Source organism: Streptomyces sp. NPDC001070, from assembly GCF_053598835.1.
Map to the genome: position 1 here is coordinate 18,240 of NZ_JBSFLB010000038.1, position 16,182 is coordinate 34,421.

The following is a 16,182-nucleotide window of genomic DNA, read 5'->3' on the forward strand; positions in this document are numbered from 1 at the left end:
CGAAAGGGCCCGGGGAGGGGCGCTCCCCGGGCCCTTTGCGCCGTCGTGGCTCAGGAGGCCAGCCGGTGCACAGCCGCCGCCACCCGCTCGTCGGTGGCCGTGAAGGCGATCCGGACGTACCGCTCCCCCGCCGCACCGTAGAACTCGCCGGGAGCCACGAGGATGCCGCGCTTGGAAAGGTCCGCGACGGTGTCCCAGCACGACTCCCCGCGCGTCGCCCACAGGTACAGGCTCGCCTCGCTGTGCTCGATGCGGAAGCCCGCCCTCTCGAAGGCCTCCCGCAGGGCGGCCCGCCGCCGCGCGTAGCGCTCGCGCTGCCCGGCCACGTGGGTGTCGTCCCCGAGCGCCGCGATCGTGGCGGCCTGCACCGGGGCGGGGGTCATCATGCCGCCGTGCTTGCGGATCTGCAGCAGCTCGCCCAGCACTGCCGGGTCGCCCACCAGGAACGCGGAGCGGTAACCGGCCAGGTTGGAGCGCTTGGACAGCGAGTGGACGGCCACGATGCCCTCGTAGGAGCCGCCGCAGACGTCCGGGTGCAGGACGGAGACCGGGTCGGCGTCCCAGCCCAGCTCCAGGTAGCACTCGTCGCTGAAGACCAGCACGCCGTGCTCACGCGCCCAGGCGACGGCACGGGTCAGCTCGTCCTTGGACAGGACGCGACCGGTGGGGTTGGAAGGGCTGTTGAGCCACAGCAGCCTCAGCCCGGACGGATCGGTCTCGGTCGGCTCCTCGTAGACGACCGGCTCGGCGCCCGCCAGCCGCGCGCCGACCTCGTACGTCGGGTAGGCGAGCCGCGGGTACGCCACCTTGTCGCCCGCGCCGAGGCCCAGTTGCGTCGGCAGCCAGGCGACCAGTTCCTTGGATCCGACCACGGGCAGCACATGCGCGTCGGTCAGGCCCGCGGCGCCCAGCCGGCGGCCGGCCCAGCCGGTGATGGCGGCGCGCAGCCCGGGCGTCCCCCACACGGTCGGGTAGCCGGGGCTGTCCGCGGCCCCGGACAGCGCCTGCTGGACGATGTGCGGGACCGGGTCCACCGGGGTGCCGATCGACAGGTCGACGATGCCGTCGGGGTGGGCGGCGGCCGTGGCCTTGTACGGTTCGAGCCGGTCCCACGGGAAGACGGGGAGTCTGGACGAGACTGGCTGCGACACGCTGTTGCTCACTTTCCGTTCCTCCCAGGCCCACGGCCCGCCACTGCCTCAAACACGGCGGTCCCGCACGGCGGTGTGCCGTGCGGGACCGCCCGCAATTTCCGGGTCACTCGCCCTGCGGGGGCAGGGCGGCGATGAAGGGGTGGTCACGCTCGATCAGCCCGAGCTTGGAGGCACCACCGGGCGAGCCGAGCTCGTCGAAGAACTCGACGTTCGCCTTGTAGTAGTCCTTCCACTCCTCGGGGGTGTCATCCTCGTAGAAGATGGCCTCCACCGGGCAGACCGGCTCGCAGGCTCCGCAGTCGACGCATTCGTCCGGGTGGATGTACAAGGACCGCTGGCCCTCGTAGATGCAGTCGACGGGGCACTCCTCGATGCACGCCTTGTCCTTGACGTCGACACAAGGCTGCGCGATGACGTAGGTCACGCTGTCGTTCCTCCTCGATAGGGCTGTCTCGCGCGGGAGCGCGGCGTCGTCGATGCCCGCCCCTAGTATCTCCGTTCTTGGGCAGCAGACGAACAGGAGGGGCGGTCATGAGCATGGATTTCACCGCAGGAGGCCGGCCAGAGGTGCGCATAACCCCTTCTGACGTGGGCAAACGCGTTTCGGTACGGAGGATCGCGGAGATCGTCGAAGGGCGGCCGGTGTTCGCGGACGCTGTCGGGCTTCTCACATCGTGGGACGAAGGGGTACTTCTTGTCACCCGTCGGGACGGGCAAACCGTCCGTATCGCGGAATCCGCGCTGGTGGCGGGCAAGATCGTGCCCGGCGCACCGGCGCGCCGCGGCGCCCGCGCCCCCCGCGCGACCGCACGGGAACTGCAGGAGCTGGCCTCCCGTGGCTGGCCCGCGCGGGAGACCGCCCGCCTCGGCGACTGGACGCTCCGGGCGGCCGGCGGATTCACCCGGCGGGCCAACTCCGTGCTGCCGCTCGGCGATCCGGGCGTGCCGCTGACGGAGGCCGCGGCACGGGTCGCCCGCTGGTACGGCGACCGCGGCCTGCCCGCGTACGTCCAGGTCACCACCGGCGGCGAGGACTCCGACGAGGGGCTGGCGCAGGCACTGGACCGGCTCGGCTGGACCGCGGAGGGCCACACACTGCTGCGCACCGCGGCGCTGGCACCGATCGCGGACCTGCCGGGCGCCGAGGCCGTACGCCTGTCCCGCGAGGTGGACGCGGCGTGGCTCGCCCGGTACCACCGCACGGGCGACCTGGGCGACGAGGCGCTGAAGGTGCTGACCGGCGGCCCGTCGGTGTGGTTCGCCACGGTGCCGGGCGACGACGACGCGACGGACGCCGGGCCCGCGGCCATCGGGCGGTGCGTGGTCGACGGCCGCTTCGCCTCCTTCGGCGCGGTCGAGGTGGGCCCCGCCCACCGGCGGCGCGGGCTGGCCTCGGCCGTGATGGCCGCGCTCGCCCGCAAGGCACTGGACGAGGGCGCCTCCGGCGCGTACCTGCAGGTCGAGACGGACAACGACGGCGCGCGCGCCCTCTACGACCGGATGGGCTTCACCACTCATCACGCCTACCACTACCGGCGCGGCCCGCAGTCCGCGGGAGGGTGAGAGCGGCGGTATGAACGACGCCATCAGGCAGCGCTTCGCCGAGGCCGCCCGCGAGCCGCGCCCCGATCTGGCGACCCTGTGCCTGCTCATCGGCGCGGAGGCCGACCCCGCCCTCGACGAGGCCGGCACGGACGCGGCGCAGATCGAACTCGACCGCCTCGCCGGGCTCCTGCCGTACGGACTCACCCACCCGGCCGACTGGGCCGACGCCGCCGCCGAGCTGCTCGGCCGGCGCTGCGGCTTCGGCGGCTCCCCCGCCGACTACCAGCGGCTGGAGTCCTCGCTGCTGCACGAGGTGCTGCGGCGGCGGCGCGGGCTGCCGATCCTGCTGTCGGTGGTGTGGATGGAGGTCGTCCGGCGCGCCGGCGGCCCGGTCCACGGGGTCGCCCTCCCCGGGCACTTCGTGGTGGGCTTCGGCGATCCCGCGGGCGCGTTCGTGCTGGCCGATCCCTTCAACGGGGGCAGGAGACTCGGCGACGAGGACCTGCGCGTGCTGGTGGCGGGCGCGACGGGGGCCGACCTGTCCCCGGCGATGCTCGCCCCGGCCGATCCGCTGGACATCGTGGTGCGCGTGCTCAACAACATCCGCGCCTGGGCGTCGGCGCGACCGGAGCAGCTGGCCACGCAACTGTGGTCCGTCGAGCTGGCGCTGCTGCTGCCCCACCACCCGGCGCGACTGCGCTACGAGCACGCCCAGTTGCTGGTGCGTAAGGGCGATTTCGCGCGCGGCGCCGCCGAGATGGAGGCGTACGCGGATGTACTGGCCGACGGGGAGCCCGCGGCCGCCGCGGCCATACGCCACCAGGCGCGCGCCGCGCGCGCCCTCCTCAACTGAGGGGGTGCACGCCGGGCCGGGTGGGGCGGTGGCGCCACCGGCATCACCGCCTGACCAGGTGCCAAGCCCCGAGTACACCTACAGCCAGCCGCGTTCGAGGGCGATGCGGACCGCTTCGGCGCGGTTGCGGGCGCCGGTCTTCTGGATGGCGGTGGAGAGGTAGTTGCGGACGGTCCCCTCGGAGAGGTGGAGGCGGCGGGCGATGTCCGCGTTGAGGGAGCCGCCGGCCGCCGCGCGGAGCACGTCGCGCTCGCGCGCGGTGAGGGGGTCGGCCCCCTCCGTGAGCGCGGCCGCCGCGAGCGCGGGATCGATGACCTTCTCCCCCCGCAGCACCCTGCGCACCGCCTCCGCGAGCTCCGCCGCCGGCGCGTCCTTCACCAGGAAGGCGTCGGCGCCCGCTTCCATGGCCCGCCGCAGATAGCCGGGCCGGCCGAACGTGGTCACGATGACGACGCGCACCGCGGGCAGTTCGGTCCGGAGCACGGCGGCCGCGTCGAGGCCGGTCATCGCGCCCGGCATCTCGATGTCGAGGAGGGCGACCTCCGCGCCGGCGGCGCGGGCCGCGTCGACGACGTCCTCGCCCCGGGCGACCTGGGCGACCACCTCGATGTCGCCCTCAAGCCCCAGCAGCGCGGCCAGGGCCTCCCGCACCATCGACTGGTCCTCCGCCAGCAGCACCCGGATCATGGGCGGCAGCGTAGTCCGCCGGGACGACGGCGCGGAGGGTGAAGCCGCTCCCTGGGGTGACGGTCTCCAGACGGCCGCCGGCGAGCAGCAGGCGCTCCTCCAGACCGGTCAGGCCGTTGCCGCGCCGGGTGCCGCCGGGGCCCGGGCCGCGGCCGTCGTCGGCGACGGTGAGCCGAACCGTGCCCTCGCCCTCGGTGACGGTGATCACGCAGCGGGTCGCGCCACTGTGCCGCACGACGTTGGTGACGGCCTCGCGCAGGGCCCAGGCCAGCGCGCCCTCGGCCTCGGGGGTGAGCGGGGCGGCCACCTTCGCGGGCAGCTCGGCGCGGATGCCCGCGGCGTGCAGGGTGCCGCGGGCGCCGGCGACCTCGGCGGCGAGGGTGGGGCGCCGGTAGCCGCTCACGGCCTCGCGGACGTCGACAAGGGCCTGCCGGCTGACCCGCTCGATGTCGGCGACCTGGAGGGCGGCGTCCTCGGGGCGGCCGGGCAGCATGCGTCCGGCCAGTTCGCTCTTGAGGGTGATCAGGGACAGCGAGTGCCCGAGCAGGTCGTGCAGGTCCCGGGCGAGCCGCAGCCGTTCCTCGGTGGCGGCGAGCTGGGCCACGGCGGCGCGGGCCTCGCGCAGTTCGCGGGTGGTCCGCACCAGCTGCCGCACCCCGGTCATGGCGTAGCCGCCGAGGAAGCACGGCACGAGGAGCGAGACCCCCATCCCCTCGCTCGCCCCGGTGAGCCCGGCGACGGCCGCGAGCACCGCGGTGACCAGCGGGATCGCCCAGCGTGCCTGCCGGGTGGGCAGCACGGCGCCGCAGCCGACGGCGAGGTAGACGAAGAGCACGAGGAAGGCGTCGCCCAGGGTGAAAGCCATGAGCAGGCCCAGCGCGCCCAGCGCCGCCAGCTGCGCGTACACCCAGCGCGGCTGGCGCTCGGCGTTGGTCCGCAGGAAGACGATGCCGAGGTAGCCGGCGACGAACGCGGCGAGGCCGGTCCAGCCGAGGACGGTCGCGGCGATGCCCCGGCCGCCCTCCGCGAGGTAGCTGACCGGGGCGCCCAGGTAGAGCATCCACATGGCGACCCAGATCAGCTTCACCAGCATCTGGCGGCGGTTCTCCGGGGCGCGGCCGATCGCCGTGGTGTCCTCGGCCTCGGCGGCCTCCTGCACGCGCGCCGTTCCGGCAGCCACGATGCCTCTCCTCTCCGTGCGGACGTCCCCGGGGCCCTCAGGCCTTCGCCGTGTCCTTGCGGTACATCCACGCGGCCGTCCCGGCGAACACCAGCCCGTAGACCGCGAGCACGGCGATGTCCCTCGCGTGCGGGGCCTGGCCGAGCTCGACGGCCTGGCCGAGCGCCGCGTACGGGCGGGCCGGCAGCAGGTTCGCGATGTCGCGCAGCCAGCCGGGGAAGGAGCTGAACGGCATCCACAGGCCGCCCAGCAGGGCGAGCCCGAAGTACGCGATCATCGCGATGGGGCGGGCCGTCTCCGCCGAGGCGACGTAGCCGATGGCCACGCCGAGCGCGGCGAAGACGAAGCTGCCCGCCCAGCTGGTGAGCAGGACGCCGGCCCACTGCCAGGCTGCCATCCGTACGCCCTTCACGGCGGCTCCCGCGGCCAGCACGAGCACGATCGAGGGCAGGCTGACGGTGGCGGCCGCGGCGATCTTGGCCACGACGTAGCCGCGTCCTGGGAGGGCGGTCAGCCGCAGCTGGCGGACCCAGCCCTTGTCCCGTTCGCGCGCGATCCGCTCGGAGTTGCCCATGAGCACGGCGGTCATGGCGCCGAAGGCGCACATCGCCACCATGTAGTACGGAACCATCGAGGCCTTCTGGCCCGCCGTCAGGATCATGAAAAGCAGCACCGGGTACAGCACCGAGAAGAACATGAACCTGCGGTTGCGCAGGACGCGCAGGACCTCCAGCCGGGCCAGCGTCCTCATCGGGCCGCCACCTCCTCCTTCGACGATTCCGTGATGGCCAGGAAGGCCTGCTCCAGGCCGAGCCCGGCGACCTCCAGGTGCCGGGGGTAGAGCCCGGCCGCGTAGAGCGCGTGCACGGTCGCGTCGGCGTCCGTGGACCGGATGCGCACCGTGCGCCCGGTGACCTCCAGATCGGTGACGTGCGGCAGGGACCGAAGGGCCGGCTCGTCGACCGGTCCGTCCAGATCGAAGACGATACGCCGGACCCCCGCCCGCGCCTTGATCTCGGCCGCCGTGCCGTCGGCCAGCAGGCGCCCGCCCTGCAGGACGAGCACGCGGTCGGCGACGGCGTCCGCCTCCTCCAGGTAGTGGGTGGCGAAGAGCACCGTGCGGCCCTGCTTCACCTGGCCGCGCATGGCCTCCCAGAAGGCCTGGCGGGCGGAGACGTCCATGCCGGTCGTGGGCTCGTCGAGGATCAGCAGGTCGCTCGCCCCGGCGGTGGCCAGGGCGAAGCGCACGCGCTGCTCCTGGCCGCCGGAGAGCTTGTTGACCTTGCGGTCGGCGATGGAGTCCAGTCCGGCGGCCGCCAGCACCTCGCCCACCGGGTGGGCGCGCGGGTGCAGGTCGCAGGCGAGCCGCACGATCTCACGCACGGTGACGTCCTCCATGAGGCCGCCGCTCTGCAGCATGGCCCCGACCCTGCCCTCGGCGATGGCCCGGCGCGGGGTGGTGCCGAAGACCTCGACGCTGCCGGTGTCGGGGGTGCGCAGGCCCAGCAGAAGGTCCAGGGTGGTGGACTTGCCGGCGCCGTTGGGGCCCAGCAGGGCGACGGTCTCACCGGGGTGGAGGGTCAGGCTCAGGTCGTCGACGGCCCGGACCTGACCGAAGCTCTTGCTCACGTGCGTGAACACTGTTGCGGTCATGACGACAGCGTCGCCGACGGCGGGGTGCGGGCGGCAGTGCCGGGCGTCCTGTCCTGCGGATGACAGATGTCATGGGTGTGGCCCCGGTACGGGTACCGGGGCCACACCCGTCAAACGGCGAACGGGAGACCGGGGGTCAGGAGGTGCCCTCGATGGTCACCGTCTTCTTGGAGGCGTCGGTGGTCTGCAGGGCGGGCAGCATCGCCGAGGCGACGTCCTCCGGGGTGACGGCGGTCTTGGTGCCGTCCCCGCGGGTGACCAGCACGCCGTCGAAGGCACTGCCGTACAGGCTCTTGAGCACCTTGCGGTCGATGTACGGGGTCAGGTTGCCGTCCTGGTCCGGCACCATGGTCAGGATCTTCGACAGCGAATTCTGCGGGCTGAACGGGACGGGAGCCGCAGCGCCCGCACGGACCGTGACGAACCCGGACATGGCCGTCTTCCCGAAGCCGTTGACGGCCTTGTCGAGCGCCTCCTGGGTCACCTTGGGCTGGACGGTGGTGACCTTCAGGCTGACCGTGCCGGCCTTGCCGGTGGCGACCTGCGTGGCGTAGGCGGCGGTGACGGTGTCGATCGAGGCGTTGACGTCGACACCCCGGTGGGGCTTGCCCGGTACGGCGACGGCCTTGCCGTTCACGAACTTGACCATGCCCTCGGAACCGGAACCGCCCAGGCCCTGGGAGAGCTTCTCCAGCTGGGCGCGGAGCTTCTCCTTGTCCGTGGTCAGCACGGGGTCGGCCTCGCGCGAGCCGCCGAACAGCGAACCGATGACGGTGACCGGGTTGTAGTCGCGGTGCGCCACGTTGCGGACGGTCGCGTCGGTGTCGAGGACGAGACCGGCGGTCGCGGGCTTCAGCGACTTGTGCTGGTCGCCGACGGTGACGGTGAGGGGCGCGTTCTTGCGGGAGCCGAGCTCCTGGTCGAGGGCAGCGACGGCCTGGTCCTTGGTCTTGCCGCCGATCTCGACGCCGTAGACGGTCGTGCCGGCCGGCACGTCGGAGTGGTCCATCAGCAGGCCCGCGCCGTAGGCGATGCCGAGCACACCCAGCAGGCCGACGCCCACCAGTATCAGCTTGGAGCGGCCCTTGGGCTCGGGCTCGGCCGCCTTCTGCCGGGCGACGGGCGCCGCCGGCTCGTCCGCCTCGAAGCGGTACGCCTCCCCGCCGGCCGGGCCCGGGCGGCCTGCGGACTGTCCGGCCGGGGGCACGGCCGGGATGCCGCTGACGACGGTGTCACCGGACAGCCGGTCGGCGGCGGAGCGCGGGAACGGCGTGGGGAACGGCGGGCGGCCGGCGGACGGGCCCGCCGGGGGCACGCGCATGTCGCCGGTCACCGGACCCGCGGTGGGGCCGGCGGGCGGCTGCTGTCCCGGGAAGGGCGTGCCCGCCCCGGGCCCCGCGGGACCGCCGCCGGGCATGCCGGGGGCACCCTGCGCGCCGGGGAAGGGACGGGGGCCGGGAGCGGTGCGGCCGGTGCCACCCGGACCGGCGGGACCGCCCGGGCCGACCGCGCCGTCGTTCAGATACGGGATGCCACCGCGGCGGGGACCGCCGGGAGCGGCGCCGGGACCGGGTGCCGGGGCGGGGCGGCGCTCAGGGGGGCCGGGCTGCGCCGGGATGTCCCCGAGCTGCATCGGCTGGGTGACCTCGGGAGCGGCGAACTCCTGCGTGGCCTCCGGCGCGGGCGCCGCGTCGGGCCTGGGCGCGGTCTTCCGCGGCGCGAACCAGTCGCTCGCGGGCTTCTCGCCCTTCGGTGCGGGAGCCGGCTCCGCGGCGGCCTCCGGCGCCGTCGCCGGGGCGCCCTGACCGGCCCCGGTGCCGCCGCCGACGGCCCATCCCGCGGGCAGCGGGGTCGACTCGGCGGCCGGGGCGGCCGGAGCGGACCCGGCGGGCGCCTCGCCCTCCGCGGCGCCCTCGACGGGCGTGCGGACGACGACCGGCGGGATCGGCCGGGACCCGGGGATGTTGATGCGCACCCGGGTGGTCAGCGTGGTCTCGGTTGTCTTGGGCTCTCCCCCGGCCTGAGGGCCGGCAGGCGCCCCCGCGGCGGGGGCGGCAGCCGCCTCCCCGTCGCCCGCGGCACCGTCCCGCGGGCCCTCCTGCGGATGCAGTGACGGAAACGGTCGGGTTCCGTACGGCGGGGTACCCGACGGGTACGCGGCTCCGCCCCGGCCCTGGGGGTCGGGGGACGGACGGTCAGTTTCACGACTCAAAGCAGGCTCTCCCGGTTCGCTTCGCCACCCGTCACGGCCTTCCGCGGGCGGCCCGGCGGCGCGCACCACCATACTGGGCGCCGCGTGGGAGCCGCCTGCCGCCGGGTGGAGACCGCCCTGATCAAAGGGGTTTATACGACGTCAACCGTCAAATCGGGCGACGTTCGCTCCGTAACGGACGCAACGTGGCGCCTATCGTGCCTCAAGTGATCCGTCAGTGGGAGGACGGGGTTGCACAAGCGTGGCCGACATCACGCCCGCCATGGCTCCGCCCAACAGGTAGACGTACGGGCTGAGTCCGTTGGCGAACAGGAAATCACCCTCCGGACGGGAGGAACTGAGCAGCATCACGGTGATCAGCCACACCGCGGCCGGCACCACGGCTCCCAGCCGCGTCCCGGTCAGCCTGGCGCCCCCGTGGAAGAGCGCCGCGCTGCCGGCGAGCGCGAGCAGCAACCCGCCCGGGAACCAGGCGGCCTGGACCAGCGATCCGGCGACGGCGACCAGCACGCCCAGGACCGCGAGCACGGGGTAGGCGGCGCGCCTCATGCCCCGGCCCCCGCGAACAGGTCGTCCTCCAGGCCCTCGGCCCGCCCGGACACGCCCTTGACCAGACGGTAGAACTCGGCGCCGAAGAGGGGCTGCCCGAGGTCGTTGGAGAGCGCGAAGAACGGGCCGTCCACAGCGATCTGGGTCGCGTGGGCCTTCATCGCGGCGGCCTTCTGCGCGGCATAGCGGGCCTCCTCGTCGATGGCCGCGGTCACCAGGGCGTCGTCCACCACGCCGGGGACGTCGTCGGCGGTCGCGATGCCCTCGAAGGGGATCTGGCCGCCCGCCGCGCGCAGCCGGGCGAAGCCCTCCTCGACCACCCGGCGCGGGATGCAGTTCCAGTAGATCTTGGCGATGGAGTGCGGGTCGCCGAGGTCGCGCCGGTAGGCCGGTTCCGCGGCCAGCTCGGCGGCGCGCATGGCGACCCGGTGCGCCTGGATGTGGTCGGGGTGGCCGTAGCCGCCGTCGGGGTCGTAGGTGACCAGGACCTGCGGACGCGTCTCGCGGATCACCTCCACGAGGTACGAGGCCGCGAGGTCGAGGTCGGCCCGCCAAAAGCTGCCTGGCCGGTCGTTCTGCGGCACGCCCATCATCCCCGAGTCCCGGAAGCGGCCGGGGCCGCCCAAGAAGCGGTGATCGGTGACGCCGAGCTGCTCCATGGCGTCGGCGAGTTCGCCGATCCGGTGCGTGCCGAGGGTGTCGTCACGGTCGGCGGCCAGGTGTGCCAGATCGGGCGGGATGACCTCGCCCTCCTCGCCGAGGGTGCACGTCACCAGGGTGACGAGGGCGCCCTCGGCGGCGTACTTGGCCATGGTGGCGCCGTTGTTGATCGACTCGTCGTCGGGATGCGCGTGGACGAGCAGCAGTCGGCGGGCGGGCGGTGCGGTCATGAGCAGAGCCTAAGGCTCACCAGGGGGGAGCCAGGGGCTCAGAACTTGAAGTCCCCGATCATGCCCGCGACATTGCTGGTGAGGTCCCGGATCGTCGGCGCGATGGACGAGCTCGCCAGATAGAACCCGAGCAGTATGCAGACCACCGCATGCCCCGCCTTCAAACCGGCCTTCCTGACCAGCAAGAACACGACGATCAGCAGCAGCAGCACCGCCGAAATCGAAAGTGCCACAGCGGCTCACCTCCAGGGCCTCAGGGTCGCGACAGCAATTGCCAACCGGTTGTTACCCACTCTCGGCAGTGGATCATAACTTTGTGGCGTACCGCATAGCTCGTCGCACGGGAGCACACGGGGGCGCATGGCCGGATCTCGCGGTTGGCGTGCGCGGGGCTCACTCGCGGGCGGTGGCACACTCCCCCCATGACGCAAGCGCTCTCGTTCCCGCGGCAGTACGCCCGCACGCAGCGGTTCTCGCTCGGCGCCCCGCGCGCCTTCACCGTGTCGCCGGACGGCGGCCGGATCACCTTCCTGCGCTCCCGTTCCGGTACCGACCGCTCGCACCTGCTGTGGGTGCTGGACCTGGAGTCCGGCGCCGAGCGGATCGCGGCGGATCCCGAGGTGCTGCTGTCCGGCGCCGCGGAGGAGCTGTCGCCGGAGGAGAGGGCGCGCCGGGAGCGCAGCCGGGAGGGCTCGGCCGGGATCGTCGGCTACGCGGCCGACGACGCGGTGGAGCTGGCCGCGTTCGCCTTGTCGGGACGGCTGTTCACGGCGGAGCTGCGGGCCGGCACGGCCCGGGAGATCGCCGTGCCGGGCCCCGTGGTGGACCCGCGCCCCTCGCCGGACGGCCGGCGGGTGGCCTACGTGGCGAACGGCGCGCTGCGGGTGGTGGACGCCGACGGAGGCGAGGACCGGGCGCTGGCCGAGCCCGAGGGCCCGGATGTCACGTACGGGCTGGCGGAGTTCATCGCCGCCGAGGAGATGTCGCGCAGCCGCGGCTACTGGTGGGCCCCGGACGGCGCCTCCCTGCTGGCGGCCCGGGTGGACGCGTCCCCGGTCCGCCGCTGGTGGATCGCCGACCCCGCGAACCCCGCGCAGCCGCCCGCCGAGGTGGCCTACCCGGCGGCGGGCACGCCGAACGCCGAGGTCAAGCTGGTGCTGCTGACACTGGACGGCGCGGCGACCCCCGTGGAGTGGGACCGCGAGCGCTACCCGTACCTCGCTCAGGCGCACTGGTCGGCGGCGGGCCCGCCGCTGCTGCTGGTCCAGACCCGGGACCAGCGCGAGCAGCTGTACCTGGCGGTGGACACCGCGACCGGCGGCACCCGGGAGGTGCACCGGGACCGCGACGAAATCTGGCTTGATCTTTTCCCCGGCGTGCCCGCCTGGATGTCCGGGGAGCGCCTCGTGCGGATCGCCGACGAGAACGGCTCGCGATCACTGTTCGTCGGCGAACAGCCTTGGACCGGACCGGAGTTGCACGTCCGCGCGGTGCTCGGTACGGACGGCGACGGCATCCTGCTGTCGGCGTCCGCGGGGCACGGCGCCAAGGATCCGGAGACCGGCGAGATCCATGTGTACCGCGCCGACGGCGACCCCGCGGGACCGGTCCGGCTGACCGGCAGGCCGGGCGTCCACTCGGCGGTGCGCGCCGGCGCGGTCACGGTGCTGTCGTCCGCGTCGCTGGAGTCGGCCGGCACGGCCGTACGGGTGCTGCGGGACGGCGAGCAGGTGGCGGAGGTCGCCTCGCACGCCGCGACCCCGGTCCTCACCGCGCGCCCCGAGCTCGTCACGGCGGGCGAGCGCGGCATCCCGGCGGCGGTGCTGCTCCCGTCGGGCCACCGGGAGGGGGACGGGCCGCTGCCTGTCCTGATGGACCCCTACGGCGGGCCGCACGGCCAGATGGTGGTGAGCGCCCAGCGCGGCTATCTGCAGGCGCAGTGGCTGGCCGACCAGGGCTTCGCGGTGGTCGTCGCGGACGGCCGGGGCACCCCCGGGCACTCCCCCGCCTGGGAGAAGGCGATCGCGGGCGACTTCGCGGGCGCCACGCTCGACGACCAGGTCCACGCGCTGCACGCGCTGGCCGGCCGGTACCCCCTGGACCTCACCCGGGTGGGCATCCGCGGCTGGTCGTACGGCGGCTACCTGGCGGCGCTCGCGGTGCTGCGCCGCCCGGACGTCTTCCACGCGGCCGTGGCCGGTGCGCCGGTCACCGACTGGCGGCTGTACGACACGCACTACACCGAGCGCTACCTCGGCCACCCCGAGGAGCGGCCCGCGGTGTACGCCGCCAACTCCCTGGTCACCGACGCGGGTCTGGCCGACCCGGCCGACCAGGTCAGGCCGTTGATGATCATCCACGGCCTCGCGGACGACAACGTGGTGGCCGCGCACACCCTGCGGTTGTCCTCCGCCCTGCTGGCCGCAGGCCGGCCGCACGAGGTGCTGCCGCTGTCCGGGGTCACGCACATGACGCCGCAGGAGGAGGTCGCCGAGAACCTGCTCCTGCTCCAGGTCGCCTTCCTGAAGCGCGCCCTGGGCGTCGCCGCCGGCTAGGGAACGCGGGGCGAGGTCCGGATTCCCTCGCCCGGCCCTCGGCTGGGCGAGGGAATCGCACGCCGCGTTGTCGAATCGTCCGAGTAGCCCACGGCGAGGACGGCTCTCCGCCCTGCGATGCACCGCACCCGGGGGGCACCCCCAGCGCAGCCGGGGGAGCCGCGGGACCCGCCCTCCGGGCGGTGGGGGCACCTCCCGGCAGAGCTGGGGGAGCCGACGCGACGACAGGCTCTAACCCGGCGGGTCCTGCAGGTACGCCGCCCGAGGCTCGGATGCGGGCCCGGGCGGCGGCTGCTCGTAGGCGCGCTCGTAGGCGCCGAAGACGGGGAGGACGGCGGTCTGTTCGTACAGCGGCATGGACAGGTTGTCGGCGGCCGCCGGGATCTCCGCGTCGGCGTACGGGTCACCGGACGGCCCGCCCCTGTCCGTCAGGTCGCCCGGGACGAGCAGCAGTGTCACCACCAGGGCGGCGCCCACCGCGAACGCGGCGGCGAAGTCGTCGGCGCCCGGGACGTCGATGCGGGAGGTGCCGATCACCGGGACCGCCGTCATGGCCAGCAGGCCGGCCACGGAGATGCCCAGCGGCCGGGCGAACGGGGCCCGCGCCAGCCCGGCGAGGCCGGCGGCGGCGGCCAGCCCGGCCGTCGCCCAGACCAGCCACTCGTAGGGCGCCCCCAGCTGGGAGTCGACCAGGTGACCGCCCTCGGCGGTACGCCAGAAGTACCCGGGCGGCAGGAGCGCCGCCGGGTCGGACTGCCGGGAGAACTCAAGGATCCCGGTGATGAGCGCGACGACGAGCAGCAGCAGCCCCGCCAGCGCGCCCGCCGCGGGCCGCGGTGGGGCGGGCGCGTCCTCCCCGGCGCGCCGTACGACGAAGAGCAGGACCAGAGCGCCCAGGACCTGCCCGCCGGCGGTCACCAGCAAACCCCCCTGCAGTCCCGGCGGGCTGCCGCCCGAGGCGGGAGCCAGCAGGTACGCCGCAGGGGTGCGCAGCGCCAGGGTGACCACCGCGGCCGCCCCGAGGACGCCGACGCCGCCCGGCCTGAAGGCCGCCACCACGCCGGCCGCGTACAGCCCGAGCAGCAGCAGGTCCACGGTGGAGGTGACCAGCGGGGCCCCGCCGACCGGCACCCCCAGCCCCGACCACACCCTGACGGCGCCCTCCACCCGGAACTGCACGAGGTCCTGGCCCAGCCAGACCGCCTCGGCGGCCCCCAGGACCGCACAGACCACTCCTCCGAGCCGATACGCCTGCCGCATGGCCACCTCCCCGGCCCCTCCGGCAGCACTGTCCTTGCCCTTCGCAGGGGATACGGGCCGGGCCGGGCGGCCGTTCAACGCGGGCGGGAGGGAATGACGGGGATTCCCGGCGGCCCCGGGAGCCGGGCCGCCCGCGGGCGCACGGCAGCCGGCCGGGATGACTTGCTGCCACCCCGGCCGGCTTACGGCACCCGCACGGCCGTACGCTGCTCAGCGTGGCGCGTCCGTATATCGGAGATGCGTCAGTCAAGTTGCCTGCGTGTTAAAGAGTTTCATCCTGAAACATCCGCTTTCGCCGGAGCGCCCGCGGATCTGTCAAGCACGCGTTCACGACAATATTCCAAACCTTTACCCAAGATAATCAAGATCGCGACATCTGATCGCTTCACCCCCTTGACTGGCCGCCAAATCCATTGCCCAATACCGGCTAGCTAGCCACGGGCGTCCACAGGCGCCACCAAAACTCCTTGGTGCGGGGGCAGATGAGCATGTCCAGTCCGAGCACGGCCGCGAACCGGCCGGAACCCGTTCCGGCCGAGGCTCCCGCGGGCATCGAGGGCACCGGGAAAGAACCCTCCGAACTCGTCGGACGATCTCCTGGCCAACTCGCCTGGCTGCGTTTCAAACGCGATCGTACGGGAATGCTGTGCGCCGGCGTCGTGATCTTCTACATCGTCATCGCCATGGCCGCGCCGCTGATATCCAAGTTCTACGGAAAGAACCCCTACGACCTGTACGGGCAGGACCGGGGCCTGCTCAACAGCTACGGGATCCCGCTCAAGCCCAACGGCGGAATCGACGGCGACTTCTGGTTCGGGCTCGAACCCCAGCTCGGCCGCGACGTGTTCACCCTGCTGATCTACGGGATCCGCACCTCACTGGGCATCGCCCTCGCCGTGACCACGGTCTCGGTCGTCGTCGGGGTGCTCATCGGGCTCGTCCAGGGGTATCTCGGCGGGCGCTCCGACTACTTCCTCGGCCGGTTCTCGGACCTGATGCTGTCCTTCCCTCAGCAGCTGTTCTTCATCGCCTTCACACCGGTGATCGTGGCGCTCTTCGTCTCGCCCCGCGACGAGGAGCCGACCTATGTGCGCATCGCGGCGCTGATCATCGTCCAGTTCGTCCTCGGCTGGATGAGTGTGGGCCGGCTGGTGCGGGCCCAGGTGCTGAGCCTGCGCGAGCGCGAGTTCATCGAGGCCGCGCGGATCAGCGGGGCCTCCTCGGCGCGGATCATCCGCAAGGAACTGCTGCCGAACATCTGGTCCACCATCCTCGTCCAGTCGACGCTGCTGCTCCCGGTGAACGTCACCACCGAAGCGGGCCTGTCCTATCTCGGCGTCGGAATCCTGCCGCCCACCCCGGACTGGGGGCTGATGTTCCAGCAGGCCGCGGCGTACTACGAATCCGACGTCACCTTCATGTTCTTCCCCGGCATCGCGATGGTGATCTTCGTGGTCGCCTTCAACCTGCTCGGGGATTCGGTCCGGGACGCACTCGATCCCAAGACCGTGCGTTAGGGCCCGCCTTCCGGGTCCCCGCGACGCCGCGGAGAGCCGGAGGACGGACCCTGGGCGTCCAAGCCGCCGGGCCGGGCCCCTGTGGGGGGAGACCGGGCACGTCGGTATCCGCAGTTCGGTTCACTGA

15 protein-coding genes are annotated in these 16,182 nt (G+C 73.4%); 4 read left to right on the forward strand and 11 right to left on the reverse strand.

Annotation, left to right across the window (positions count from 1 at the left end; all coding sequences use genetic code 11):
- Positions 1-50 precede the first annotated feature (50 nt).
- Both dapC and fdxA read right to left on the reverse strand, forming a co-directional pair.
- Positions 51-1,163, reverse strand: a complete 1,113-nt coding sequence (dapC, locus tag ACWDAS_RS34710; protein WP_450398802.1) for a succinyldiaminopimelate transaminase — start codon at positions 1,161-1,163, stop codon at positions 51-53.
- A gap of 94 nt (positions 1,164-1,257) precedes the next feature.
- Positions 1,258-1,578, reverse strand: coding sequence for a ferredoxin (gene fdxA, locus ACWDAS_RS34715; RefSeq protein ID WP_018561461.1), 321 nt, complete (start codon positions 1,576-1,578; stop codon positions 1,258-1,260).
- Between the two features lie 113 nt (positions 1,579-1,691).
- Between fdxA and ACWDAS_RS34720 the strand changes: the two genes are divergently transcribed.
- Both ACWDAS_RS34720 and ACWDAS_RS34725 read left to right on the forward strand, forming a co-directional pair.
- Positions 1,692-2,717: a GNAT family N-acetyltransferase gene (locus tag ACWDAS_RS34720; protein ID WP_450398877.1), complete on the forward strand. Its 1,026-nt coding sequence runs from the start codon at positions 1,692-1,694 to the stop codon at positions 2,715-2,717.
- Positions 2,718-2,727: 10 nt separating this feature from the next.
- Positions 2,728-3,552: a transglutaminase family protein gene (locus ACWDAS_RS34725; RefSeq protein ID WP_450398803.1), complete on the forward strand. Its 825-nt coding sequence runs from the start codon at positions 2,728-2,730 to the stop codon at positions 3,550-3,552.
- Positions 3,553-3,630: 78 nt separating this feature from the next.
- Here the strand turns inward: ACWDAS_RS34725 and ACWDAS_RS34730 are convergent, their stop codons facing one another.
- From ACWDAS_RS34730 to ACWDAS_RS34765, 8 genes are all read right to left on the reverse strand, one after another.
- A complete protein-coding gene (locus ACWDAS_RS34730; RefSeq protein ID WP_450398805.1) occupies positions 3,631-4,239 on the reverse strand; it encodes a response regulator in 609 nt (202 codons plus the stop codon).
- Positions 4,169-5,419: a sensor histidine kinase gene (locus ACWDAS_RS34735; RefSeq protein ID WP_450398807.1), complete on the reverse strand. Its 1,251-nt coding sequence runs from the start codon at positions 5,417-5,419 to the stop codon at positions 4,169-4,171. Before ACWDAS_RS34735 ends, ACWDAS_RS34730 begins: the two co-directional genes overlap by 71 nt.
- A 37-nt stretch (positions 5,420-5,456) precedes the next feature.
- Positions 5,457-6,170 (reverse strand): ABC transporter permease, encoded by a 714-nt coding sequence (locus tag ACWDAS_RS34740; RefSeq protein WP_450398808.1) that lies wholly within the window; start codon positions 6,168-6,170, stop codon positions 5,457-5,459.
- Entirely contained in the window at positions 6,167-7,072 is a 906-nt protein-coding gene (locus tag ACWDAS_RS34745) for an ABC transporter ATP-binding protein (protein WP_450398809.1), read from the reverse strand. The genes ACWDAS_RS34740 and ACWDAS_RS34745 overlap by 4 nt, the downstream gene beginning before the upstream one ends.
- Before the next feature lie 136 nt (positions 7,073-7,208).
- Entirely contained in the window at positions 7,209-9,047 is a 1,839-nt protein-coding gene (locus tag ACWDAS_RS34750) for a hypothetical protein (RefSeq protein ID WP_450398811.1), read from the reverse strand.
- A 429-nt stretch (positions 9,048-9,476) separates the two neighbouring features.
- Positions 9,477-9,833, reverse strand: a complete 357-nt coding sequence (locus ACWDAS_RS34755) for a DUF6113 family protein (protein ID WP_450398813.1) — start codon at positions 9,831-9,833, stop codon at positions 9,477-9,479.
- Positions 9,830-10,723 carry an N-acetyl-1-D-myo-inositol-2-amino-2-deoxy-alpha-D-glucopyranoside deacetylase gene (gene mshB / locus ACWDAS_RS34760; RefSeq protein WP_450398815.1) on the reverse strand — a complete coding sequence of 298 codons (894 nt, stop codon included), beginning with the start codon at positions 10,721-10,723 and terminating at the stop codon, positions 9,830-9,832. Before mshB ends, ACWDAS_RS34755 begins: the two co-directional genes overlap by 4 nt.
- A gap of 38 nt (positions 10,724-10,761) precedes the next feature.
- Positions 10,762-10,956 carry a hypothetical protein gene (locus ACWDAS_RS34765; protein WP_450398817.1) on the reverse strand — a complete coding sequence of 65 codons (195 nt, stop codon included), beginning with the start codon at positions 10,954-10,956 and terminating at the stop codon, positions 10,762-10,764.
- Between the two features lie 189 nt (positions 10,957-11,145).
- On the opposite strand from ACWDAS_RS34765, the gene ACWDAS_RS34770 reads away from it, so the two are divergent.
- The gene (locus ACWDAS_RS34770) at positions 11,146-13,278 is read left to right on the forward strand and encodes an alpha/beta fold hydrolase (RefSeq protein ID WP_450398819.1); all 2,133 of its coding nucleotides are present in this window, start codon (positions 11,146-11,148) and stop codon (positions 13,276-13,278) included.
- Between the two features lie 231 nt (positions 13,279-13,509).
- Here the strand turns inward: ACWDAS_RS34770 and ACWDAS_RS34775 are convergent, their stop codons facing one another.
- Positions 13,510-14,538 carry a hypothetical protein gene (locus ACWDAS_RS34775; protein ID WP_450398821.1) on the reverse strand — a complete coding sequence of 343 codons (1,029 nt, stop codon included), beginning with the start codon at positions 14,536-14,538 and terminating at the stop codon, positions 13,510-13,512.
- Positions 14,539-15,026: 488 nt separating this feature from the next.
- On the opposite strand from ACWDAS_RS34775, the gene ACWDAS_RS34780 reads away from it, so the two are divergent.
- Complete coding sequence (locus tag ACWDAS_RS34780) at positions 15,027-16,055, forward strand: ABC transporter permease (protein WP_450398879.1); 1,029 nt, start codon at positions 15,027-15,029, stop codon at positions 16,053-16,055.
- The last annotated feature ends 127 nt before the right edge of the window (positions 16,056-16,182 follow it).